Source organism: Tatumella terrea (genome assembly GCF_039523755.1).
In the GTDB taxonomy this organism is placed as follows: Bacteria; Pseudomonadota; Gammaproteobacteria; order Enterobacterales; family Enterobacteriaceae; genus Tatumella; species Tatumella terrea.
Genome location: NZ_BAAAFX010000014.1, coordinates 155,825 through 179,474, shown reverse-complemented (window position 1 = coordinate 179,474; position 23,650 = coordinate 155,825). Strand labels below are relative to the sequence as shown.

Annotated in this window: 21 protein-coding genes; 14 read left to right on the top strand and 7 right to left on the bottom strand. The window is 50.2% G+C overall.

Going from position 1 to position 23,650, the window contains the following annotated elements; genetic code table 11:
* Positions 1–10 precede the first annotated feature (10 nt).
* The 7 genes from ispG to ABD035_RS11270 all read left to right on the top strand — a co-directional run bounded on the left by ispG (position 11) and on the right by ABD035_RS11270 (position 6,826).
* Entirely contained in the window at positions 11–1,132 is a 1,122-nt protein-coding gene (gene ispG, locus ABD035_RS11300) for a flavodoxin-dependent (E)-4-hydroxy-3-methylbut-2-enyl-diphosphate synthase (RefSeq protein WP_212713272.1), read from the top strand.
* Positions 1,133–1,240: 108 nt separating this feature from the next.
* Positions 1,241–2,515: a histidine--tRNA ligase gene (gene hisS, locus ABD035_RS11295; protein WP_212713273.1), complete on the top strand. Its 1,275-nt coding sequence runs from the start codon at positions 1,241–1,243 to the stop codon at positions 2,513–2,515.
* Positions 2,516–2,555: 40 nt separating this feature from the next.
* Entirely contained in the window at positions 2,556–3,173 is a 618-nt protein-coding gene (locus tag ABD035_RS11290) for a YfgM family protein (RefSeq protein WP_343870239.1), read from the top strand.
* Between the two features lie 19 nt (positions 3,174–3,192).
* A complete protein-coding gene (bamB, locus tag ABD035_RS11285; protein ID WP_343870237.1) occupies positions 3,193–4,374 on the top strand; it encodes an outer membrane protein assembly factor BamB in 1,182 nt (393 codons plus the stop codon).
* Between the two features lie 172 nt (positions 4,375–4,546).
* A complete protein-coding gene (gene der / locus ABD035_RS11280; RefSeq protein WP_212713276.1) occupies positions 4,547–6,034 on the top strand; it encodes a ribosome biogenesis GTPase Der in 1,488 nt (495 codons plus the stop codon).
* Between the two features lie 49 nt (positions 6,035–6,083).
* Positions 6,084–6,338, top strand: coding sequence for a YfgJ family double zinc ribbon protein (locus tag ABD035_RS11275; protein WP_343870232.1), 255 nt, complete (start codon positions 6,084–6,086; stop codon positions 6,336–6,338).
* The gene (locus tag ABD035_RS11270; RefSeq protein ID WP_343870230.1) at positions 6,338–6,826 is read left to right on the top strand and encodes a DinB family protein; all 489 of its coding nucleotides are present in this window, start codon (positions 6,338–6,340) and stop codon (positions 6,824–6,826) included. Before ABD035_RS11275 ends, ABD035_RS11270 begins: the two co-directional genes overlap by 1 nt.
* 420 nt (positions 6,827–7,246) lie before the next feature.
* Here ABD035_RS11270 and xseA read toward each other — a convergent pair whose 3' ends face one another.
* The gene (gene xseA, locus ABD035_RS11265) at positions 7,247–8,638 is read right to left on the bottom strand and encodes an exodeoxyribonuclease VII large subunit (RefSeq protein ID WP_343870228.1); all 1,392 of its coding nucleotides are present in this window, start codon (positions 8,636–8,638) and stop codon (positions 7,247–7,249) included.
* A 159-nt stretch (positions 8,639–8,797) separates the two neighbouring features.
* Here xseA and guaB point away from each other — a divergent pair, with 159 nt between their 5' ends.
* The 5 genes from guaB (at position 8,798) to ABD035_RS11240 (ending at position 15,049) form a co-directional block, all read left to right on the top strand.
* A complete protein-coding gene (gene guaB, locus ABD035_RS11260; protein WP_212713280.1) occupies positions 8,798–10,264 on the top strand; it encodes an IMP dehydrogenase in 1,467 nt (488 codons plus the stop codon).
* Between the two features lie 69 nt (positions 10,265–10,333).
* Positions 10,334–11,914: a glutamine-hydrolyzing GMP synthase gene (guaA, locus tag ABD035_RS11255; RefSeq protein WP_343870224.1), complete on the top strand. Its 1,581-nt coding sequence runs from the start codon at positions 10,334–10,336 to the stop codon at positions 11,912–11,914.
* Between the two features lie 441 nt (positions 11,915–12,355).
* Entirely contained in the window at positions 12,356–13,006 is a 651-nt protein-coding gene (locus tag ABD035_RS11250; RefSeq protein ID WP_343870222.1) for a hypothetical protein, read from the top strand.
* 499 nt (positions 13,007–13,505) lie between these two features.
* Complete coding sequence (locus ABD035_RS11245; protein ID WP_343870220.1) at positions 13,506–13,835, top strand: FAD-dependent monooxygenase; 330 nt, start codon at positions 13,506–13,508, stop codon at positions 13,833–13,835.
* Positions 13,836–14,716: 881 nt separating this feature from the next.
* Positions 14,717–15,049 (top strand): putative T6SS immunity periplasmic lipoprotein, encoded by a 333-nt coding sequence (locus ABD035_RS11240; protein ID WP_343870218.1) that lies wholly within the window; start codon positions 14,717–14,719, stop codon positions 15,047–15,049.
* A 629-nt stretch (positions 15,050–15,678) separates the two neighbouring features.
* Here ABD035_RS11240 and ABD035_RS11235 read toward each other — a convergent pair.
* The 3 genes from ABD035_RS11235 to ycgZ all read right to left on the bottom strand — a co-directional run bounded on the left by ABD035_RS11235 (position 15,679) and on the right by ycgZ (position 16,664).
* Positions 15,679–15,933 carry a biofilm development regulator YmgB/AriR family protein gene (locus ABD035_RS11235; RefSeq protein WP_343870216.1) on the bottom strand — a complete coding sequence of 85 codons (255 nt, stop codon included), beginning with the start codon at positions 15,931–15,933 and terminating at the stop codon, positions 15,679–15,681.
* A gap of 126 nt (positions 15,934–16,059) precedes the next feature.
* Positions 16,060–16,323 (bottom strand): hypothetical protein, encoded by a 264-nt coding sequence (locus tag ABD035_RS11230; protein ID WP_343870213.1) that lies wholly within the window; start codon positions 16,321–16,323, stop codon positions 16,060–16,062.
* 107 nt (positions 16,324–16,430) lie between these two features.
* Positions 16,431–16,664, bottom strand: coding sequence for a regulatory protein YcgZ (gene ycgZ / locus ABD035_RS11225; protein ID WP_212713289.1), 234 nt, complete (start codon positions 16,662–16,664; stop codon positions 16,431–16,433).
* Positions 16,665–17,056: 392 nt separating this feature from the next.
* Here ycgZ and ABD035_RS11220 point away from each other — a divergent pair, with 392 nt between their 5' ends.
* Entirely contained in the window at positions 17,057–18,076 is a 1,020-nt protein-coding gene (locus ABD035_RS11220; protein WP_343870210.1) for an FUSC family protein, read from the top strand.
* Between the two features lie 280 nt (positions 18,077–18,356).
* Here ABD035_RS11220 and ABD035_RS11215 read toward each other — a convergent pair whose 3' ends face one another.
* Entirely contained in the window at positions 18,357–18,713 is a 357-nt protein-coding gene (locus ABD035_RS11215) for a hypothetical protein (RefSeq protein ID WP_343870207.1), read from the bottom strand.
* A gap of 231 nt (positions 18,714–18,944) precedes the next feature.
* Between ABD035_RS11215 and ABD035_RS11210 the strand changes: the two genes are divergently transcribed.
* A complete protein-coding gene (locus ABD035_RS11210; RefSeq protein ID WP_343870320.1) occupies positions 18,945–21,383 on the top strand; it encodes a glucose/quinate/shikimate family membrane-bound PQQ-dependent dehydrogenase in 2,439 nt (812 codons plus the stop codon).
* A 41-nt stretch (positions 21,384–21,424) separates the two neighbouring features.
* Here the strand turns inward: ABD035_RS11210 and ABD035_RS11205 are convergent, their stop codons facing one another.
* Complete coding sequence (locus tag ABD035_RS11205) at positions 21,425–22,858, bottom strand: magnesium transporter (protein ID WP_343870205.1); 1,434 nt, start codon at positions 22,856–22,858, stop codon at positions 21,425–21,427.
* Between the two features lie 167 nt (positions 22,859–23,025).
* Positions 23,026–23,649 carry a tellurite resistance methyltransferase TehB gene (gene tehB / locus ABD035_RS11200; protein ID WP_343870203.1) on the bottom strand — a complete coding sequence of 208 codons (624 nt, stop codon included), beginning with the start codon at positions 23,647–23,649 and terminating at the stop codon, positions 23,026–23,028.
* Position 23,650 lies beyond the last annotated feature (1 nt).

Below are 23,650 nucleotides of genomic sequence, written 5' to 3'. Positions count from 1 at the left end.
GAGAGAAAATATGCATAACCAGGCTCCAATAAACCGTCGTAAATCCACCCGGATTTATGTAGGTAAGGTGCCAGTCGGCGACGGAGCGCCTATTGCCGTTCAGTCAATGACGAATACCCGTACTACCGATGTGGAAGCTACCGTTAATCAGATTAAGGCCCTTGAACGTGTGGGGGCCGATATCGTTCGTGTTTCTGTTCCGACGATGGATGCTGCTGAAGCCTTCCGGCTGATTAAGCAGCAGGTAGATGTTCCGTTGGTTGCCGATATTCATTTCGACTACCGTATCGCGCTGAAAGTCGCTGAATATGGCGTTGACTGTCTGCGAATCAACCCCGGTAATATCGGCAATAATGAGCGTATCCGCCAGGTGGTGGATTGCGCACGTGATAAAAACATCCCGATTCGTATTGGCGTGAATGCAGGCTCCCTGGAAAAGGATCTGCAGGAAAAGTACGGTGAGCCGACGCCACAGGCATTGCTTGAATCTGCCATGCGCCATGTCGATCACCTGGACCGTCTGAATTTCCATCAGTTTAAGGTAAGCGTTAAAGCCTCGGATGTTTTCCTGGCGGTTGAATCTTACCGGCTGCTGGCAAAACAGATCGATCAGCCATTGCACCTCGGGATCACCGAAGCCGGTGGCGCCCGTGCAGGTTCGGTAAAATCTGCCATCGGTCTGGGCTTACTGCTGTCTGAAGGTATCGGTGATACGCTGCGTATTTCTCTGGCCGCCGATCCGGTGGAAGAAATTAAAGTCGGTTTCGATATTCTGAAGTCATTACGTATCCGCGCCCGCGGGATCAACTTTATTGCCTGCCCGACCTGTTCCCGCCAGGAATTTGATGTTATCGGTACCGTGAATGCCCTTGAGCAGCGACTGGAAGATATCATTACACCGATGGATGTTTCGATAATTGGTTGCGTCGTGAACGGTCCGGGCGAAGCCACGGTATCGACACTGGGCGTAACCGGCGGTAATAAAAAGAGTGGTTTCTATGAAGATGGTATCCGTCAGCGTGAGCGACTGGATAACCTCGATATGGTCGACCAGCTTGAAGCGCGTATCCGGGCAAAGGCCTCGATGCTCGACGAAAACCAGCGAATTAATGTCCGCCAGCTTGAAAAATAATGGTTGATGTCTTCCTTCGGGAAGACATTTCTTTGATGATTGCTCCTGTGCGGTATTAGCCCTATAGGGTATGATGCCGGACAGGTTTTTGTGTTAAGAGATTTTGACGTGGCAAAGAATATCCAGGCTATCCGCGGAATGAACGATTATCTGCCAGCAGATACCGCACTGTGGCAACGAATTGAACAGGTTCTGAAACAGGTACTGGCAGGTTACGGATTCAGTGAGATCCGTCTGCCGATTGTTGAACAAACGCCTCTTTTTAAACGCGCGATTGGTGAAGTGACCGATGTGGTCGAAAAAGAGATGTACACTTTCGACGACCGTAACGGCGATAGCCTGACTCTGCGTCCTGAAGGGACCGCCGGGTGTGTCCGTGCAGGTATTGAACACGGCCTGTTATATAATCAGGAACAACGTCTGTGGTACATCGGACCCATGTTCCGCTATGAGCGTCCGCAAAAAGGGCGTTACCGTCAGTTTCATCAGATTGGCGCAGAAGTCTTTGGTCTGACCGGACCGGATATCGATGCAGAGCTGATTATGATGACCGCCCGTTGGTGGAAAGCGCTGGGCATTGCTGACCATGTCAGCCTGGAGCTGAATTCCATCGGTTCACTTGAAGCCCGTGCCGCCTATCGGGATGCACTGGTCGCCTTCCTGGAACAACATAAAGACGCGCTGGATGAAGATTGTCAGCGTCGCATGTACAGTAATCCGCTGCGGGTACTGGACAGTAAGAACCCGGAAATCCAGCAACTCCTGAACGATGCGCCTCAGTTGGGTGATTATCTGGATGCTGAATCCCGTGAACATTTTGATGGTCTGTGTGCGCTGCTGGATAACGTCGGTATTGCTTATACTGTGAATCAGCGCCTGGTCCGTGGTCTGGATTATTATAACCGTACGGTCTTTGAGTGGGTAACAACCAGCCTGGGTTCCCAGGGCACAGTCTGTGCCGGTGGCCGTTACGACGGCCTGGTTGAACAGCTGGGTGGCCGGGCTACGCCAGCCGTCGGTTTTGCGATGGGTCTGGAACGACTGGTACTTTTAGTTCAGGCCGTTAACCCGGAATTTGAACCGAACCGCAAAGTGGATGTCTATGTTATCTCTTCCGGCGCAGGTGTCCAGTCAGAGGCGATGAAGCTGGCTGAAGAAGTCCGCGATGCGGCTCCGGAGATTAGACTGATGACCAACTTTGGCGGCGGAAACTTTAAAAAACAGTTTGCCCGTGCGGATAAGTGGGGCGCAAAACTGGCCCTGGTGTTAGGTGAAGATGAAGTCACCAACCAGCAGGTTGTGATTAAGAATCTGAGCTCCGGCGACCAGCAAACCGTTGACCGGAATGACGTCTCCGGGTTTTTACTGAGCGCACTGCAGTAAGCCAGGGATAAGTATTAAGTTTTAACAGGAGTAGGATTGCGTGGAAGTTTACAGCAACGAACAAGAGCAAACTGCTGCTCTCAGAAACTTCTTTACCAGCAACGGTAAAGCGCTGGCCGCTGGCCTGGTGATCGGTATTGCCGCCCTGGGTGGCTGGCGTATCTGGGTCAGTCATCAGGAAAGTAATGCCCTGGAAACGTCGGCCCGTTACCAACAGTTATCTGAAGCCATGAATGCAGATAAGCCGGAAACGTTGGATGCGCTCGCTGCTTTTGTGAACCAGACTCACGGCTCTTATGGTGCTCTGGCAGCGATGAACCTGGCTAAGGTGTATGTCGACGGTGGTCACCTGGATAAAGCGACTCAGCAACTGGAGCAGGGGCTGAAAGACAGCGATGATGCGAATCTTCAGGCAGTCATGCGTTTACGTCTCGCCCGTCTGCAGTTGCAACAAAACCAGGCGGACGATGCGCTGAAGACTCTGGACAGCATTAAAGGCGATAGCTGGACGGCACTGAGTGCGGATATCCGTGGCGAAGCATTGCTCAGTAAAGGCGATAAGCAGGGTGCCCGCGCTGCCTGGAGTAAAGGTATTGATTCTGATGCATCACCGGCTCTGAAGCAGATGATGCAAATGAAATTGAATAATTTAAGCTAAGCCAGTAAAGAGAGAGCGCATGGAATTACGTAAATACCTGCTGCCGGGACTCGTTTCGGTCACTTTGCTCAGCGGTTGTTCGCTATTCAGTGGCGAAGAAGATGTCGTAAAAATGGCACCCCTGCCAAAAGTAGTAAATCAGTTCACCCCTAAAATGGTGTGGGATAAATCGGTTGGCGATGGTGTGGGTGATTTTTATTCGAATCTGCACCCGGTATGGCAGGATAATACTGTCTATGCGGCTGATCGCTACGGTATTGTTGAAGCTCTGGATGCGAATACCGGTAAACAGAAATGGAAAGTTGATCTTTCCACCCGTACCGGCTTCTTCTCTTCCAATATTCCGGCGCTGTTATCCGGCGGGATCACGGTTCAGGGTAACCTGCTGTATATTGGTACAGAGCACGGTAAAGTCTTCGCCCTGAACAGCAGTAATGGTGCGGTTGCCTGGCAGACCCAGGTGGCTGGCGAAGCGTTATCCCGTCCTGTGGTCAGCGATGGTTTAGTGCTGATCCATACCAGCAACGGTATGTTCCAGGCGCTGGACCAGAGCACCGGTGCCAGTAAATGGGTGGTCAACCTGGACGTGCCGGCACTCTCTCTGCGTGGTGAATCTGCTCCGGCGACCGCTTACGGCGGTGCGATTATCGGGGGTGATAACGGGCGCGTGAGTGCGGTTATCATGAATCAGGGACAGATTATCTGGCAGCAACGTATTTCCCAGCCAAGCGGTGCGACCGAAATCGATCGTCTGAGTGATGTTGATACCACGCCGGTTATCGTTAATGGTGTGGTGTATGCGCTGGCGTATAACGGTTCCCTGTCTGCGCTGGATCTGCGCTCGGGCCAGATCATCTGGAAACGCGATATCGGCGGGGTTAAAAACCTGGTTGTCGATAATGGCCGTATTTATCTGGTGGATCAGAATGACCGCGTCGATGCGGTTAATATCGACGGTGGTGTTGAAATCTGGCGTCAGAGCGGTTTATTACACCGTAACCTGACCTCCCCGGTGCTGTATAATGGCTACCTGGTGGTGGGTGACGGCGAAGGTTATCTGCACTGGATGGATACCACCGATGGTCGTTTTGTCGCTCAGCAGAAAGTTGACAGTTCCGGGTTCCAGACCCAGCCGGTCGTCGCCGGTGATAAGCTGTTAATTCAGGCGAAAAACGGCGAGGTTTATGCCTTTACCCGTTAAGGGATAAGTAAAAATCCGGTAGTCAAATACCTGTTAATGACGGCTCCTGTGATGCAGGGGCCGTTTCGTTTTTCTTCGGCCGACAGTTTTTCCTGTTAATTGCCTGAACTCTGTATCAGGAATCGTTATAATCATCGGATTCGGTCGATTTTTTTTGTCATGAGGCTTTATTATGGTACCTGTGGTCGCGCTGGTTGGACGTCCCAACGTAGGAAAATCCACACTTTTTAACCGTTTAACGCGTACCCGTGATGCGTTGGTAGCGGATTTCCCTGGTCTGACACGTGATCGTAAATACGGGCGCGCTGAAGTTGAAGGCAGGGAATACATTGTTATTGATACCGGCGGTATTGATGGCACCGAAGAGGGGGTCGAAACCCGGATGGCCGCGCAGTCGCTGATGGCTATCGAAGAAGCGGATGTCGTGCTGTTTATGGTCGATGCCCGTGCCGGGGTTATGCCAGCGGATGAGCAGATTGCCCGTCATCTGCGTGCCCGTGAAAAAGCCACCTTCCTTGTGGCTAACAAAACCGACGGTATGGACCCGGATAATGCCGTTGTCGACTTCTACTCGCTGGGCATGGGGGAAATTCACCCGATTGCGGCATCTCACGGTCGTGGTGTCACGCAGTTACTGGAAACCGTGCTGTCACCCTGGGCAGAAGAAACCGTCAGCGAACCGCTGACTGAAGAAGAAGAGAACGAAGCATACTGGGCTGCGGTGGAAGCTGAAGAGCAGGATCTGATCCCTGAAGATGAGGAAGACGATTTTGACCCGACAACACTGCCGATTAAACTGGCGATTGTCGGACGCCCGAATGTGGGTAAATCGACGCTGACCAACCGTATTCTCGGTGAAGACCGTGTCGTGGTTTACGATATGCCTGGCACGACCCGTGACAGCGTTTATATCCCGATGGAACGTGATGAGCGTGAGTACGTGCTGATCGACACCGCCGGCGTTCGTAAGCGTGGTAAAGTCAATGATGCGGTTGAGAAGTTCTCCGTGATCAAAACGTTGCAGGCGATTGAAGATGCCAACGTGGTACTGCTGGTGATCGATGCACGCGAAGGGATTTCCGATCAGGACCTGTCACTGCTGGGCTTTATTCTGAACAGCGGCCGATCACTGGTGATTGTGGTCAATAAGTGGGACGGCCTTTCTCAGGAAATTAAAGACGAAGTCAAAGAAGCGCTGGATTATCGCCTGGGCTTTATTGATTTTGCCCGTGTTCACTTTATCTCTGCACTGCATGGCAGCGGCGTGGGTAATCTGTTCGAGTCCATTACCGAGGCTTACGATAGCTCAACACGTCGTGTGAACACCTCGTTACTGACGCGTATTATGAAAATGGCAGAAGAAGACCATCAGCCGCCGCTGGTTCGTGGTCGCCGTGTGAAGCTGAAATATGCCCATGCCGGGGGATATAACCCGCCGATTGTGGTGATCCACGGTAACCAGGTGAAGGATCTGCCGGATTCTTATAAACGCTACCTGATGAATTACTTCCGTCGCTCACTGAATGTGATGGGGACGCCGATCCGTATCCAGTTTAAAGAGGGTGAAAACCCGTACGCCGGTAAACGTAACCTGCTGACGCCAACCCAGCAGCGTAAACGTCAGCGTCTGATGTCGCATCTGAAAAAGAATAAGCGTTAATTGATTGAGAGGGCCTGAGGGTCCTCTTTTTTATGCCCCGGAGAAAATAATGAACTCTGTCTGTCTTCACTGTCAGATCCCGTTGTCGGAAAAAGATCATGAATTTATCTGTCCGCAGTGTCAGCGACACTATCTTAAGCAACCCTGCTGCCCGGTCTGCCATCAGGCGCTGGAGGTTCTTAAGGCGTGCGGGGCTGTCGATTATTTCTGCCCGCAGCACGGCTTACAGTCCCGGACGACGGTGGTACCGCGGGCCGGAGCAGAGAAACCCGGTAACGAGACACAGATGAAAAGGGATGAGTGATGGACAAACAGACACTGATTAAACTACTGGCCTATAAGCGCTGGGCAGATGCCGCGACATTGGACGCGATAACAGGGATCGATTCGGCGTTGTATCCGAAAGAGCATCATCTGATGCTTCGTCTGATGAACCATATTTATGTGGTGGACCGGATATTCCGTGCCAATATCGCCGGCCGTGCACATGGTTATCAGGCCCTGAATACCCCGGAAACCCCGACAGCGGAAGAACTGATGACAGCCTTCAGGGAGAGCACTGACGAGTATATCGCGTTTATTTCTGCACTATCTGAAGAGGAATTCGGGAAAGTGATCCGCTTTACTTTTGTCGATGGCGGTGAAGGCGAAATGCAGTTGATGGACATGGTTAATCATATCCTGTTTCACGGAACCTATCACCGCGGCGCGGTTGGCTGGCTGATTCAGAGCAGCGGCGGCATTGCCCCGAAAGATGTCCTGACCGTGTTTCTTCGCGACTATCAGTCTTAGTTCAGTCATCGGCCTCCGGGATAAACACCGATACCGGTAATCCCGGACGGCCCTGTACCGGAATCTCTACGCAAGGCCTTATCATCCGGTTTCGGATTTGATAAGTGGTATGACCGGTCAATAGCTGCGATGGTTCACTTCTGTGCCGTAAGGCAGCGGCACAGGACCGAAACACGATTCATTCATCCGTGCGTACCGGAATCTCTACGCAAGGCCGTTTCATTCGTTTTGGTTGTGAGAAGCGCAATTGTCAGGCTGGCGAAATGCGTGCTGCGTGACAGGAGGCCTTAAAGATAAAAAGGGTTTGCAACGCGCCTGATAACATACCGGGCTCGCTGATCCCCGGTTTCATACAGAAAAGCAAAGAGCCGTTTCTGCCGGCAGACGGGGCCCCGGTCGTGGTTTTCAGTATGGGTAAGATCACTCTGCGGAAGGGACGCGGGGTTTACGCGGACGCCTGGCCGCTTTTTGGGGGGTAATCGCCGTGATTTCACTTTCCACCCAGCCATCATTCAGGCGTGTTCGCAGGGTCTCTCCCGTCTGTACCTGACGGGTTTCTTTGATGACATCCCCGTTACTTGCGGTCGTCACACTAAACCCGCGCGCCAGTGTTGCCAGCGGACTGGCACTTTCCAGCTGTACGGCCAGGGTCCCGAAGCGCTGCCGGGTGCCACTGAGTTTCTTTTCCAGTGCCTGTTGCAAGCGATAACGGGCTTCGCTCAGTTGCCGCGACCCCTGATAGATCAGCGGCTGTGGCTGACGGCGCTGTAGACGTTGTGAGAGCTGTTCAAAATGCTGGCTATGCTGCTGCAACTGTTGCTGCATGGCCGACTGTAGCTGACGCTGCTGCTGTAATAACAGCGTTTGCTGGCGTGAAAGGCGTAATTGCGGATGCTGCTGGTTAAGCCGGTGTCCGAGCTGGCTGAAGTTTTGCTGACGGCGTGCCAGATAGTAATCCATCGCCATTTCCATTTGCTGTTGCTGTGACAGCAACTGACGCAGGAGTTCGGTCTGGTTACGGCTGACCAGTTCGGCGGCAGCAGACGGGGTTGGTGCGCGCAGGTCAGCCACAAAATCACAGATGGTGACGTCGGTTTCATGACCCACTGCACTTACGACCGGGATTTTACTGGCAAAAACAGCTCTGGCAACACGTTCATCGTTAAAACACCACAGATCTTCCAGAGAGCCGCCCCCACGACCGACAATCAGGACATCACATTCCCGGCGCTGGTTAGCCAGCTCAATAGCCCGGACGATCCCGGAAGCCGCTTCGTTACCCTGCACGGCGGTAGGGTAGATGACCACCGGTAAAGAAGGGTCCCTGCGGCGTAACACCTGTAAAATATCATGCAGAGCCGCGCCGCTGGCAGAGGTAATGACCCCGATCTGACCCGCAGGCGAGGGGAGTGGCTGTTTATGCTGTGTGGCAAACAGGCCTTCAGTATCCAGCCGGGTTTTCAGCTCAAGAAATTGCTGCTGAAGAAGCCCTTCACCGGCAGGCTGCATACTTTCGACGATCAGCTGATAATCACCCCGCGGGTCATATAAGGTTACTGTGGCGCGTACCAGCACCTGCTGACCATTTTGCGGCCGAAAGCTGACCCGCTGATTACTGTTACGGAACATGGCACTGCGCACCTGAGCGTTATCGTCTTTCAGGGTAAAGTACCAATGTCCCGAAGCCGGCCGGGTAAAGTTAGATATTTCGGCAGTCAGCCAGACACGACCCATCTCATGTTCCAGCAACCGGCGGACGGTCGCATTCAGGCGACTGACTGAGAAAATTTTGGTGTTTTCGTCATTCAACATGTGATGAAGATCAAATAATAAATCAGCGGGTTAATTAGCCGATACTACATTGCCTGAATGAAGTATCAAGAGTTTTTTATAAAAAAAGCTGGAGGCAAACGGTTCCCCCCTGTATAATGCCGCGGCAATATTTTATCACTTCCAGGTCGAGATATTGCTATGCTACGAATCATTAAAGAAGCCCTCACATTTGACGATGTTTTACTCGTTCCTGCTCACTCTACCGTCCTGCCGAACACCGCAGAACTCGGTACAAAACTGACTAAAAATATACGTTTAAACATTCCGATGGTTTCCGCAGCAATGGACACCGTCACCGAAGCCCGTCTGGCGATTGCGCTGGCACAGGAAGGTGGTCTCGGCTTTATTCATAAAAACATGCCTATCGATCGTCAGGCCGACGAAGTTCGTAAAGTGAAAAAGTATGAAAGTGGTGTGGTGACTGAACCTCAGACCGTACTGCCGACGACTTCACTGCTGGACGTTAAGCGCCTGACCGAAATCAACGGTTTCGCCGGCTATCCGGTGGTGAACGCCGAAAATGAACTGGTCGGGATTATTACCGGCCGTGATGTTCGTTTCGTGACTGACCTGAACCAGCCTGTTTCTGCAGTGATGACGCCGAAAGAGCGCCTGGTCACCGTGAAAGAAGGTGAATCCCGCGAAGTCGTTCTGCAGAAGATGCATGAAAAGCGTATCGAGAAAGCGCTGGTGGTGGATGCTGCATTCCATCTGAAAGGCATGATCACCGTAAAAGACTTCCAGAAAGCTGAACGTAAACCTAACGCCTGTAAAGATGCACAGGGGCGTTTGCGTGTCGGTGCAGCTGTCGGTGCCGGTGCCGGTAACGAAGAGCGTGTAGATGCGCTGGTGGCTGCAGGTGTTGATGTTCTGCTGATCGACTCCTCTCACGGTCACTCTGAAGGGGTTCTGCAACGTATCCGTGAAACCCGTGCGAAATATCCTGACCTGGAAATTATTGGCGGTAACGTCGCGACAGCTAACGGTGCGAAAGCGCTGGCTGACGCAGGCGTGAGCGCAGTTAAAGTAGGTATCGGCCCGGGGTCAATCTGTACCACCCGTATTGTGACCGGTGTCGGTGTTCCTCAGATTTCAGCCGTGGCAGACGCTGTCGACGCCCTGGAAGGAACCGGTATTCCTGTCATTGCCGACGGTGGTATCCGTTTCTCCGGTGATATCGCTAAAGCGATTGCCGCAGGAGCTTCCTGCGTGATGGTGGGGTCAATGCTGGCCGGGACAGAAGAGTCTCCGGGTGAGATTGAACTCTACCAGGGACGTTCATTCAAATCTTACCGTGGTATGGGCTCACTGGGTGCCATGTCTAAAGGTTCTTCTGACCGTTACTTCCAGACTGATAACGCGGCGGACAAACTGGTCCCGGAAGGTATTGAAGGTCGGGTGGCTTACAAAGGCCGTATGAAAGAGATCATCCATCAGCAGATGGGCGGACTGCGTTCATGTATGGGTCTGACCGGTTGTCAGACGATTGATGACCTGCGTACCAAAGCTGAATTTGTTCGTATCAGCGGCGCGGGTATCTCTGAAAGCCACGTTCATGATGTAACCATCACCAAAGAAGCGCCTAACTACCGTACAGGCTCTTAATCTCTTTCTTATCCTCATCGCCCGGTCATGCCGGGCGTTTTAAGTAAATTTATTGCCTGGAAAACTGTAATGACGACGGAAAATATTCATAAACATCGTATTCTGATCCTCGATTTCGGGTCTCAGTACACGCAGCTGGTGGCACGTCGTGTCCGTGAACTGGGCGTATACTGTGAACTGTGGGCCTGGGATGTTACCGAAGAGCAGATCCGCCAGTTTAATCCAAACGGCATTATTCTTTCCGGCGGCCCGGAAAGCACCACCGAAGAAAACAGCCCGCGTGCCCCTGAATATGTCTTTACCGCCGGCGTTCCTGTACTGGGTGTTTGTTATGGTATGCAGACCATGGCAATGCAGCTGGGGGGTAAAGTTCAGGGCTCTTCAGAGCGTGAATTCGGTTTTGCTCAGGTCGAAATTAAAACAGACAGCGCACTGGTGAAAGGTATTCAGGATACTCTGAATGCGGCCGGACAGCCCCTGCTGGATGTCTGGATGAGCCACGGCGACAAAGTCACGGCTATCCCTGATGATTTTGTCACCGTTGCCAGTACGGAAACCTGCCCGTTTGCCATTATGGCGAACGAAGAGAAGCGTTTCTACGGCGTACAGTTCCACCCGGAAGTGACACATACCCGTCAGGGGATGGCGCTGTTACAACGCTTTATCATCGATATCTGTCAGTGTGAAGCCTTGTGGACGCCGGCGAAAATTATCGATGACGCGGTTGCCCGTCTGAGCGAGCAGGTCGGTGATGATCAGGTGATTCTGGGATTATCCGGTGGGGTGGATTCCTCAGTGACGGCGCTGCTTCTGCACCGTGCTATCGGTTCACGCCTGACCTGTGTGTTTGTGGATAACGGTCTGCTGCGTCTGAATGAAGCAGAGCAGGTGATGGAGATGTTCGGTGATCGTTTCGGTCTGAATATCGTGCATGTGCCTGCAGAAAACCGCTTCCTGGACGCGCTGGCAGGCATCGATGAGCCTGAAGCCAAACGTAAAACCATCGGTCGCGTCTTTGTTGAAGTCTTCGACGAAGAAGCACTGAAACTGGATAACGTGAAATGGCTGGCCCAGGGCACTATCTATCCGGATGTTATCGAATCTGCGGCATCCGCGACCGGTAAAGCGCACGTGATTAAATCACACCACAATGTGGGCGGTTTACCGAAAGAGATGAAGATGGGGCTGGTGGAGCCGCTGAAAGAATTGTTTAAAGACGAAGTGCGTAAAATTGGTCTGGAACTGGGCCTGCCTTACGACATGCTGTATCGTCATCCGTTCCCGGGGCCGGGCTTAGGTGTACGTGTTCTGGGTGAAGTGAAGAAAGAGTACTGCGACCTGCTGCGCCGTGCCGATGCTATCTTCATTGAAGAACTGCACAAAGCCGACCTGTATAACAAAGTCAGCCAGGCATTCACCGTCTTCCTGCCGGTTCGTTCGGTAGGCGTTATGGGTGATGGCCGTAAGTATGACTGGGTTGTATCTCTGCGTGCCGTCGAGACCATCGACTTTATGACGGCGCATTGGGCACACCTGCCTTACGATTTCCTGGGTCGTGTTTCTAACCGCATTATCAACGAAATCGACGGGATCTCCCGTGTGGTTTACGATATCAGCGGTAAACCCCCGGCCACGATTGAGTGGGAATGATTTCGCGTCTGGCAACAGCCTGCACGTAAAAGCATAATTCCTGTAAAGCCCGCATTGCGGGCTTTTTTTTACCCCAAAACTCTCCCCTGAGTGACGCAGATTGCCTGGCCTGCTGAAGGCTATCCCGGCTCACTGAGCATAAGTAAAAGCAGATACCGGCGTGCGGCTTTACGGGACTTTATCAGTTTACTGGCGTTGCAAATCCCACATTGTCCGGACGCTAAAGTGACGTTTCAGGATGATGAGACATCAGTTGGGTAAGTAGCTTTACTGTTTTTAAAGGCACTCCCCGATCACAGGGCCATGTGTTTTGCAGGTAAAACAGTGATTACAGCTTTGCCGGGGAAGCCGACGGAGCATAAAGCACGCTCTTTTCATCAGATAGACTATGAACCATCAGTGAAATACTGTCGGCATTCTGTTCAATCCTGTGGAGGTGAGATGTCTGGCGGTGATGTGTTATTGAAAATTATTAACCTTGAGCATCGGTATGATCGTAAGGCTGAATGTCTGGCGGAGCTTTCACTCTCAGGCATAACGGCAGATGATGACTCATTCTTTAAAGCTTATTATAAGCCTGAGTTTGGTGAGCTTGGGGCAAGTCTGAGCCATGCTAACCTTATCGCCAGATATTTATCTGAGTCAGTATGTCCATATCTGCTGGTGTTTGAAGATGACTTTGAGATTATCAATAAAGATGATTTTTTAGCAGACCTGAACAAAGCGCTGTGTATTGCTGATCGATGGGATGTTTTCCTTTTATCACATAATCAGGCCATTCCTGTCAGTATCATAGATAAAAAGGCAGGTTTTTATCGGGTGATAAATTCTCAGACGGCATCCGGTTATATCGTCAAAAGGGAGTTCGCCAGCCGGCTCATGGCCGTGTTTTTTGATTCAGTGACGGGATTACAGAATACGCGGGTTATCGGTGACGAGGTTGGTGACATAGTTAAGATCTTTTATTGTCTGGATATGTTGTGGAAAAATTTACAGACCGGATTTAATTTCGTTGCCCATTTTCCTGCTTATGTAAAACAACGTCCCAGCTACTCCGATATAGAAAATAAACACGTGGACTATGGGGTCTAGACAGTTGTAGTGAAAGTTTTCGTCATCTGCAGGTAGGTGGAGGAAGGAATACACCTGTTTCAGATAAAAATTCCGGCATAAGCTAAGGTATCAGGATCTGACAATACCGGCATATGTGCAGTGACAGGCCTGTGGCTAAGGTTAGCTGCGAAGATTCAGACTGTCCCGGCGGAAATACGCTATCTTCTGCTATCTGACCCTTCGGTCGAATTCCTGCCGGACACTGATACGGGATACATCCGGCAGGACATTCAGCGTATAGTACTTCTGTTCCGGCCTTAGCCACTTTGCTTCAGAACCTACCCGTAACCTTTCCTTGTCCGGAGCCGACCGGCGGGCAGATTTTTAGTCGCTAATCATCATTCTCCCGAAGCTGAAAATAAGTGAGTGTCGACAGTAACCTCCATGTTAAAACATGGAATACGTCTAAGCCCTTATCACAGAGGGCTTTTTCTTTGTCTGGCGGGTTCTGATTACGGGTGGAAAAATATGACAGAGGTTGTGGGGAAGGGATGATTTATCAGTAATTATCGGCGATGCAGCCCATGCCTCATTACCCACTTCCGGTCAGGGGGCCTGTCAGGCGCTGGAAGATGCATGGCATCTTTCTCTGATACTGAAGACGGAGGATGAACCGGAAACCGCGCTGCAAAGATTTTATCAACAGAGGAACCTTAAGACCTCAGCGGCCCAAAGGGTGGGAAGAGAACTCGCGGGTAAGTTTTTTACTGAATCTTCCGCACAACCAGAACCCCTGTTACCTGCCACCCATATTTCCGCAAGTGAACTCAGTCGTTTCTGGATGCAAGGGCTGACGTCGCTGGCCTGATAAGGCCCGGGGCCAGTGATACCGTTTTGGCCCGACGATACAATAGTTTGGAGAGCAGCAAAATTGTTATTTTAACCGGGCACAAAAGGAAATAAGGATCCTGTTTATGGTTTTTCTGATGAGTAACTTACCTGTCACATCATAAAAATATTTTAGAGAGAGGGTGATTAGCCGTCATAGTAAAACCAGAGGCTTATTAATTAACAGTTAATGATAAGAATGTTTCAGATACTGAGTTAATATCAGTAAATTACTGTTTTTATTATTATGAGGTCTGCTTCATGGATTCGGGTGAAGAACTTTGCCACTATCAGCGTTAAGGATTAATGTAATTTAAAATTGTATCAGGCGGAGAGAATAATGTTAAAACGTAACGGATTACGGTTACTAACACCGGGCGAGATACGTTTGGCGAAGGAGATTTTTGGCCATAGTATTCAATACCACCGTGTATGGGTACATCATGGGAGTTATCTGCCATTCGGATTGCAGGAAGATAATACAGCACAGCAATAACTCCCGATGGAGAAATGTGGTTCGAAACGCATATCTATCGCGATGATTACTCACGTGAGACGATTGATTTAAAGCATTTATTTTTACATTAAATGATGCATGTCCGGCAGCATCAGCGGGGAATGAATGTCAGGATAAGGGGGTTGATCTCATGGGGAGTAAGTTACGAATATGATCTGAATCAGGGGCTGTTATCCCGATATTCTATGGTGCAGCAGGCAAGTATCGTTGCCGGCTACTGGTTGCTAATTAATTCACTGTACGGGAAGTGTCATAATATTATTAGCTATAGCGGGAAAAAACAGAAAAGAATCTGACACATTTTTGTTGGAAAAATATAAAATTATTCTCCGGAGGTTTCCGTAATGAAAAAATATAGCTATTTCCTGGTGATGTTTATCATAACCGGTTGTGGTCCGGGTGACAGGCTGGTCTTTCGTCACCCAGGAGAGGTACGTATTGTGGATCAACACCTATGTATTCGTTCCTCACCGGGTGATCATCTGAGTTATTATTCACTGAGTTATTCAGCTGATCAGTATCAAAACCCGTTAGCTTATGAGGATAATATTGACAGGGAATTCCCTGACACCTGCATTGTTGCTGATCTTAAAAAACTGCAGATTATAATCTTCTTTATATCATTAACGGGATTAAATATCGCGTTGATTTTAGTATCAATGAGAAGGGTGATCTAAAAAATCAGAAGGTAATAAAATAAGCCCCGTGTAAATAAATATGAAAGATATAAGTACGGAAAGAAGATAAGATCAAAATGTAATACAGAGGTAAGCGAGTGAAAATTCATTCTGAAAGTTTCCGCACGAGTGGGTAAGTTAAATCAGCGCATAACTCTATAATCTGGGAAGATATTCGGTTTTTTTAAATCGTTTACAGACAATGCCTGTTTAGTAAAGAGAGTAAAGAGAGTAAAGAGAGTAAAGAGAGTGAACAGGTGAATGATCAGTATTAAAAATTCACTCGCTAATTTAATAATGACAGTCATTATTAATGATAATGTGAAAATGAAATCTCCCGAAAAATCCTCGTTGAGGTATATATTTTAGGGGGCAGGGGATCCATAATGGAATTTACAGGCGAAATCAATCCTGACCAGTCAATTTAATAGACAGGTAGATGAGTGCCGTAATCTTTCGGAGGTTAACTTAACCGCTGAAGAAAGGTCATGTGAGAAGGCGTTTTGAACGCGATTTTTCCGCAAGGCATTACGATAGGCAATAACAAGGCCACCTGAGTTGAATAGATATTCAACAGGCAGCCTTTTTATTTTTCTGTTACCGTAATCCTAATCTTTGAGCGCTATGACTCAGATGTTTTTATCATCCGGTGTTTTCGCGACGATAATTTCAAGGGCACCGCGTAAAACATCCAGCTGAACAGGATCAGAGGTATTTTCAAGCTCGGCGATCAGGTAAAGGATAATAGCTTTATTCGTCACTTTTCTGCCATGCATCACGATATCTGCGATAACAGCGTCGAGAACTTCCGTTTCTGCGGTTAATTTATCGCCTGCATTACGAAAGTGACGAGTAATCTCTGCTTCATGAGTAGTCTGTTGCACGTTATTATCCATTAGGTTAATTGACCAGAGGCTGAAAAATGTATTCAGCCGTAAAGTTTACGATGCAGGTCAGAGCCAGGCTCCATACCTGTCATCAGTCTTTAGTGATAAAAGCGAATACCGGAACTAATGTTTTTGTATATCTTTTGAAGCCGGAATAGCTGATGTAGTCTTCGGCTCAGCTTCTCTCGCTGAAGAGAGGCTGGCTTTCACCTCTGCCAGCGCGCAGCAGAGTGCGTGACTACGCTCAGGATTAACTTCCACTGTTATCATTTGCCTGATACGGCGAGCTAAAGCAGAACCATTCAACGGCGCATTTACTTCCAGTAAAGACATGACTGCTTCGCCGAGGACGATTTCAGTTAATTTTTCCTGTGAGTATTTTCGCATCGCTGATATTCTGAATATCCTTTTCGGGAATAAAGTTTATCTTTCAGACAACTAAGAATGAACAAAATAATTCATTCATAATTTACCCGTCTCCGGAACCTGAGTAATTACATCAGTAATCCAATTAGCTTCTGATAATGTTGCCCTTCATCTTCGGTCGCCGCATGGTCAATACGGGCGAGTAATGCGCCGCACAGAGCTTTACGGTTGATATTTTTACCTTCGCTAAGGATCTCTAACACGATCTGGCCCAGCGTTTCCTGCTGTGAAAACTCTGCCGATCCGTTGAAATAATTGATGATTTCACCTGCACTACCCGGACTGATTACATTCTGACGCATGGTATGCCCCTTTAGTCGTTCATCGCCGAACCTGCTTGTTTGCCTGTGTTGTTCACCCGCAAAGTTGTACAGTTCCGATTAACTTGTACAGCAAATATAATCTTGTACAGTTTTTAGTTTTGTCAAAAAATGCTATTTTTATAACAATTATTTTTCATTACCCTATACGCCTTGAGTAAAAAATGATCATTCTTAGACTCTTCTCCGCAGAGGTGAACGAGGATAAGGGAGAGAAAGTTTTTTTAATCAACCAATTGAATTACAATAGAATTTAACTAAAAATCGTGAGGATTTTACAGGAGCTACGAAGGATTGCTTCCATTGACAGGTATCTATGTTACCTCATAATTATCAGCCGAATCATCATGATTCTGAAAGGAATATTTAACTCTATGAACCTGTCTGATCAAATCAAACATGACATCCGGCTGGGGTTGTTTTGCCTCCCGGTCATGATAGCCATCTCTGTTACGGGCTTACTCTCAGGGCACGTTCCGGCGGCGAGCATTGCCGCGAGCGGTGCGATGACCCTTGCATTCGGTGCAAATAAGTCCTGGGGCGGATCTACCTTTGTGATGATGCTTATCACGACATTAGGCCTGATGTTATCGGCCTGGATGGGGAGTATGGCAGGGAATGTGGTACCGCTCTATATTGCAGGTGCACTATTTTATACCGGTCTGTATGTGATGATAGCCAACATCGATAGCAGTGCCTGGTGGATGATACAGCAGTGGGCTATTGCATATCTTATCTCAGGCTATTATTCAGATAATGCAACTCAGGACCTGGGAAGGGCCGCTATGATAGGGCTGGGTGGCATGATACAAATGTTTTTCCTGGCTATTGTCTACCAGCATACCTCATTCAGGTTGAAAAACCTTAACCCGCGCGCGTGGCTGACATTCCTCAAACATAACGCCTTTCTTTACCGGCATAAATTACATTTGCAATGGTCCGTGTTGACCGGCGTGATGGCGATGTGTGCGGTAATGAGTACGGTACGGTTCTTTCACATGCCGAATGGCTACTGGGCAGGTATGACACTGTTGCTGTGTTTACGTAATAATTACCAGGATACTTTTGGCCGTGCCCGGAGCCGTGTGACAGGAACGTTACTGGGGGGCGTTACCGCAGCGTTATTGATTACCTATTTTCAGCACCCGTGGTTTCTTGTCACCGCATTTATGGTGACAGGGTTTATCTCTTTCACCTTATCTTATTCACTGATATCTAAGTGTTACTGGCTGTATAGTGCATTTATCACTATGACGGTAGTGTTTATGATTTCCAGTTTTACCGCACCGGAAACCGGTATTGCTGAACACCGGGTTGAAGCAACTCTGGTGGGCGGTTTTTTTGCCATTGCCGCATTCCTGATCACCCGGTGGGTAACGCACCGTGAGGTTTGACCTTACGGCGTAAAATTACCGCGGGAGAATAACACTGAAACTTACCGGCCTGAGTCCGGTGAAGTGCCGGACTCCGGCCTGAATAGCCAACGGATATAAACCGCTCACTTTATGGTATGAGTTCAGCCGGGCGGGTTTCCGTGGTCTGTAACCTGTGATCCCGCGTTAACCCGTCCGCCAGACCCTTACCTCCGCCACTTCTCTTCGGCCCCGCAGGCAGCTCCCGTCACTGGCTGCCGGGATAGGCTAACGGGTGGAATAATTCAGCATTGATCGTGTTTTAGTTACCGGAATGCATTAACTGACGGCAGACAGTGCTGTCCTGCCTTGCCTGTTGCTGCTGTTCGCTGCTCAGTGTTTTCCAGTGTTTTATGACGGCATCGGCAGCAGCATCGTCATATTTTGTTTTAGTGAGTGCGTAATCTGAATCCGACTGTGCCACCGTCTTTTTCATTACCGTGGGTAAATTCCCGTTCGGGGTATTTTGCGGGTTGCCGACGATCAGACAGAGCAGAGAACTGTAATAACTGTAGGATTCCGGGGAAACTTTTTTAGGCCAGAACCACCCTGCGATGATGATCAGGAGAACGCATAACAGCAGTAAATTGCGGCGGCGGGCGCGGAGTGATGATTTCATAAGATGATAATTTCCTGAAAAATACATCACAAGATCATAACACAATAGTATCTCTGAAGATTAAATCGCGACGCTGTCTGTCGGTCAGACAGCCTGGCAGAGACGATTTTTCAGCGACCTGTTCTCTGTTTGTAATTGTTTTGTGGTTTTGTTTTTCATTTGTTTTATTTATGTTTGTTTTGTGTTTTTAAATATATACTCCCGGGGCTATTTCTTTTCAGGGGTTACATGATGAAATTATTATCAAAAGAGAGACCACTTTGGTTAAGGCTGGGGAGCTTGATTCTCGGCCTTTTGCTGATCGCGACGGCCCTGTTTTTTATTATTGGCGGCGTCAGGCTCGTTAGCCTGGGGGGAAGCGGGTATTTCCTGATTTCCGGTGTGTTTATGCTGATCAGCGGGGTACTCCTTCTTCGTCTGCGCTCGTCAGGTGCAGCACTTTATCTGCTGACGATGCTGGGCACGCTCGTCTGGGCTATCGCTGATGCAGGCTTAAATTTCTGGCCATTAATCTCCCGTCTGATGTTCCCCGGTGGCCTGGCGATTCTGGCATTTTTCCTGCTGCCTTCGTTACGTCATTATGAAAACCGTTCTTCTGCCTGGAAATGGGCCTATGTACCGGGGGCGCTTGCCATTGCCGCGTTTATTGCGGCCTTTGCCGGCATGTTTGTTCCTCATGACCCGGTGGAATTTTCAGGGCAGGAGAGACCCCTTATCCCGGTGGCTAAAAATGAGATGCAGAAAAACTGGGAAAACTACGGCAATACGCCGGGTGGCAGCCGCTTTGTCGCGCTGGATCAAATCAACCGTAATAACATTTCTGAACTTAAACCGGCCTGGACCTTCCACACCGGCGATACGCCGCTGAGCCCGGATGGCAACGGTGCGGAAGACCAGCAAACCCCTCTGCAGGTCGGGGATAAAGTCTTCCTGTGTACTCCGCACAATAACGTGATTGCCGTTGATGCCGATAGCGGCAAGCAGATCTGGAAAGCCGAAATCAACGCAAAATCTTCCGTATGGATGCGTTGCCGTGGTCTGGCCTATTTTGATGCCACACAGCCGGTTCCTCAGCCAACCGTTCCGGGCAGTGTTCCGCCGGCACCGGTAGCCGCGGTGGATGCCGGTGGATGTCAGCGTCGTATTCTGATGAATACCATCGATGACCGCCTGATTGCTCTGAATGCCGATAACGGCCAGTTCTGTCAGGACTTCGGTAACAAAGGGACGGTTAACCTGCTGGAAGGCATGGGCCATGCACCGGACCCGCAGTATGTGCTGACTTCAGCACCGACACTGGCAGGCACGACGGTTGTGGTGGGCGGACGAGTTTCCGATAACGTCAGTACCGATATGCCGGGCGGCGTGATCCGCGGTTATGACGTGGTCACCGGTCAGTTACGCTGGGCATTCGATACCGGAAATAATCATCCGAATGCGGTGCTGAAAGCGGGTGAACATTACGCGCGCAGTACCCCGAACTCCTGGGCACCGATGTCCTATGATCCGTCGATGAACACCGTCTTTATGCCGATGGGCAGTTCCTCGGTGGATATCTGGGGGGCAAACCGTACTCCACTGGATCATAAATACGGTGCGTCCATTCTGGCGGTAGATGCGACCACAGGTAAAGAAAAATGGGTCTATCAGACCGTCCACAATGATCTGTGGGACTTTGATATTCCCATGCAACCTGGCCTGATTAATTTTAAAACCAGTGAGGGTATCGAAAAACCGGCCGTGGTGGTCGGTACCAAGGCGGGGCAGATTTATGTGCTGGATCGCCTGACCGGTCAGCCGCTGACTAAAGTTGAAAATGTCAGTGTGAAAGGAGGTGGGATCCCGGGTGAACAGTACAGCTATACGCAACCACGTTCGGTCGGAATGCCACAGATTGGCGCACAGACACTGAAAGAATCAGATATGTGGGGGGCCACGCCGTTTGATCAGCTGGTCTGTCGTATCAGTTTCAAATCAATGCGCTATAACGGGCTGTACACCGCCCCCGGGACGGATGTTTCACTGAGCTTCCCGGGATCACTGGGGGGGATGAACTGGGGCAGTATTTCTACCGACCCGGTCAATCACTATATCTTCGTGAATGATATGCGTCTGGGCTTATGGCAACAGCTGATTAAAGCGGATCCGAAAGCACAAACCGGGGTGAATACCGGCGGGGAGGCCGTGAATACCGGGATGGGCGCGGTGCCGATGAAAGGGGCCCCTTATTCGGTGAATAAGAACCGCTTTATGTCTCCGCTGGGAATTCCTTGTCAGGCGCCGCCATTCGGTACGCTGAGTGCTATCGATATGAATACGCGGAAAATCGTCTGGCAGGTCCCGGTAGGGACGGTACAGGATACCGGTCCTTTCGGTATTAAAATGAAGATGAAAATGCCGATCGGTATGCCTACCCTGGGTGGTACTCTGGCCACACAAGGCGAGCTGGTGTTTATCGCAGGTACTCAGGATTACTACCTGAGAGCATTTGACAGTTCGACCGGGAAAGAAGTATGGAAAGCCCGCTTACCGGTCGGCAGCCAGGGGGGACCGATGAGTTATATTTCTCCGAAAACCGGCCGACAATATATTCTTATCACGGCCAGCGGGGCGCGTCAGTCACCTGATCGCGGAGATTACGTCATCGCGTATTCTCTTGACGGTAAGTAACTGACGTCAGCTATGAGCCCCCGCACAGCGGGGGCTTTTTTTTAATGCAGCAGAAAGAGTGTTGCCAGTCCCAGGAAAATAAAAAAGCCGCCGGTATCGGTCATTGCCGTGATCAGTACACTGGACCCGACCGCCGGGTCGCGCTTCAGTTTGGTCATAATCAGCGGGATCATCACGCCCATAAAGGCTGCCAGCAGTAAATTCAGGATCATGGCCAGCATCATAACGCCGCCCATCGCCAGGTCATGGTACATCAGCCAGGTGATCCCCCCCATCATCCCGCCCCATAAAATCCCATTGATCAGGGCGACCCCTAATTCACGCAAAAACAGAAAGGAAAAGTTCCCCGGCTCGACCTGACGCAGTGCCAGCGCCCTGACTATCATGGTAATGGTCTGGTTGCCTGTGTTTCCTCCGATACCGGCGACAATCGGCATCAGCGTTGCCAGTGCCACCAGATGAGCGATGGTATTTTCAAACAGACCAATCACGCGGGATGCCACAAAGGCGGTACATAAGTTCAGTGCCAGCCAGGCACAACGGTTACGTACGGCTTTAGTGACCGGCGCAAACACATCTTCTTCCTGACTGACGCCCCCCATATTACGAATATTGTTTTCGTTTTTCTGATTTACCAGGTCGATAATATCTTCGATAGCAATACGACCGATTAACTGCTGTCCGGCACCGGTGACTGCTGCAGATATCAGGTTATAACGCTCAAACGCACTGGCGGCATCCTCCCCTTTATCTTCCAGCTGAAACGTGACCGGGTCTCTGTTCATAACTTCACTGACCTGCTGTTCCGGGTTATGGAGTAAAATATCGGTCAGCATCAGTTCACCCAGCAGGGTGTTTTTATCATCGGTGACAAATAGCTTATCGGTTCCTGCCGGGATTTTTCCTTTGCGCCGTAAAAAGCGCTGGACGACCCCGAGACGGATATCCCCGCGGACGGTAATAAAATTAAAGTCCATCACCCGGGCCACACCGTCGACATCGTTTCTGATGATGTTTAACAGGTCGGCACGCTGACGCGGTTTCAGGGTGGTTAACAGGCGTCCGGTCAGATCCCGGGATAAAAAACGGGCCAGCCAGGCCTGATCATCAAGATCCAGTGGTTCAATGGCCCGTAACAGCGCTTTATCGCTCATTCCATCGGTCAGGCTTTTACGGATATTGTCTGCCGCCTCAACCAGAATTTGTCCCCGACGTTCCACCGGCACCAGTTGCCAGAGAGCCTGGCGGGCATCTTCCGGTAATGATTCCAGGATATCGGCCATATCCGCCGCATGCAGATCGCGGCATGCGGCCTCCAGTAACTGGCATTTTGCGCTCAGATGAGCATCAGCAGCTAAACGGGGATTATCAGAAACACCTTTCAGCAGTGCCGAAATGAGAGAAGGCTCATTCAGTAAGGTACTGATGATCAGGTGGCGTTTTTGCTGCAATGTCTGGGCATGTAATGCGGACATAAAACATCCTTTGTTCATAAATCAGAAGTAACAATTGTAGCCTTTACGGTGAAAATCGCTCAGGCGGCAGAGGGGAAAGGGTATTCAATGGACTGGCGCAGCGGGGAACGAGGGAAGTCAACGGCGCACCTGTCAGCCGTTTGCGGCGGACAGGTGGCAGGCCGGGGTTACTTGATAGACGTTTTCTGTGCCAGCAGGGTGGCAAACCGCATGCGGATTCGCTGACCTGTGGCATCCCGTTTATGCAGTTCGCCGTGATGTTCGTTGTATTTCAGGATATGCCAGTTACGGTAGTAGTGGCTGAGTTCACCGGATTTGAACGTAAACGGGAAGTCCAGCGGGCAGGGCGTATCCGCCGTATCCATGGCCGAGACAATCAGATTAAATCCCTCTTTTGCCGTGGCTGCCTGCATATCGGCAATCAGGCGGGGGATAGTCTGCGGTTGCAGAAACATCATGACTACCGTCGACATGACCAGCTGATAGCTGCCATTAAAGCGATGCTGATTTAAATCCACCGGGTGGCAGTCAATCCCGATCAGTTGTTCCTGGTCAATAATCTGCTGCAGATGCGCCAGACTGGCGGGATTATTGTCCCAGCCGGTCACATCAAACCCGTGGCTGTTCAGATAAAGCATGTTCCGGCCGCGGCCACAGCCGATATCCAGGGCACGTCCCGCAGAAAGATGCGGGAGTGCGGCACAGAGTTCAGAGTGTGGCAGAGTAAGCTGGTACTTCTCTGCAAAATAATCGTCAGCGAAACGACCGGCACTGGCAGATTTTTCGTCCATG

Excerpts from the sequence above, each read along its gene's own strand:
- ycgZ (WP_212713289.1), bottom strand. The coding sequence starts at position 16,664 with ATGCGTCAGAATGTAATCAGTCCGGGTAGTGCAGGTGAAATCATCAAT.
- guaA (WP_343870224.1), top strand. The coding sequence starts at position 10,334 with ATGACGACGGAAAATATTCATAAACATCGTATTCTGATCCTCGATTTC.
- xseA (WP_343870228.1), bottom strand. The coding sequence starts at position 8,638 with ATGTTGAATGACGAAAACACCAAAATTTTCTCAGTCAGTCGCCTGAAT.
- guaB (WP_212713280.1), top strand. The coding sequence starts at position 8,798 with ATGCTACGAATCATTAAAGAAGCCCTCACATTTGACGATGTTTTACTC.
- ABD035_RS11215 (WP_343870207.1), bottom strand. The coding sequence starts at position 18,713 with ATGAAATCATCACTCCGCGCCCGCCGCCGCAATTTACTGCTGTTATGC.
- ABD035_RS11250 (WP_343870222.1), top strand. The coding sequence starts at position 12,356 with ATGTCTGGCGGTGATGTGTTATTGAAAATTATTAACCTTGAGCATCGG.
- ABD035_RS11275 (WP_343870232.1), top strand. The coding sequence starts at position 6,084 with ATGAACTCTGTCTGTCTTCACTGTCAGATCCCGTTGTCGGAAAAAGAT.
- ABD035_RS11210 (WP_343870320.1), top strand. The coding sequence starts at position 18,945 with ATGAAATTATTATCAAAAGAGAGACCACTTTGGTTAAGGCTGGGGAGC.
- ispG (WP_212713272.1), top strand. The coding sequence starts at position 11 with ATGCATAACCAGGCTCCAATAAACCGTCGTAAATCCACCCGGATTTAT.
- ABD035_RS11220 (WP_343870210.1), top strand. The coding sequence starts at position 17,057 with ATGAACCTGTCTGATCAAATCAAACATGACATCCGGCTGGGGTTGTTT.
- tehB (WP_343870203.1), bottom strand. The coding sequence starts at position 23,649 with ATGGACGAAAAATCTGCCAGTGCCGGTCGTTTCGCTGACGATTATTTT.
- bamB (WP_343870237.1), top strand. The coding sequence starts at position 3,193 with ATGGAATTACGTAAATACCTGCTGCCGGGACTCGTTTCGGTCACTTTG.
- ABD035_RS11205 (WP_343870205.1), bottom strand. The coding sequence starts at position 22,858 with ATGTCCGCATTACATGCCCAGACATTGCAGCAAAAACGCCACCTGATC.
- ABD035_RS11230 (WP_343870213.1), bottom strand. The coding sequence starts at position 16,323 with ATGCGAAAATACTCACAGGAAAAATTAACTGAAATCGTCCTCGGCGAA.
- ABD035_RS11270 (WP_343870230.1), top strand. The coding sequence starts at position 6,338 with ATGGACAAACAGACACTGATTAAACTACTGGCCTATAAGCGCTGGGCA.
- ABD035_RS11240 (WP_343870218.1), top strand. The coding sequence starts at position 14,717 with ATGAAAAAATATAGCTATTTCCTGGTGATGTTTATCATAACCGGTTGT.
- der (WP_212713276.1), top strand. The coding sequence starts at position 4,547 with ATGGTACCTGTGGTCGCGCTGGTTGGACGTCCCAACGTAGGAAAATCC.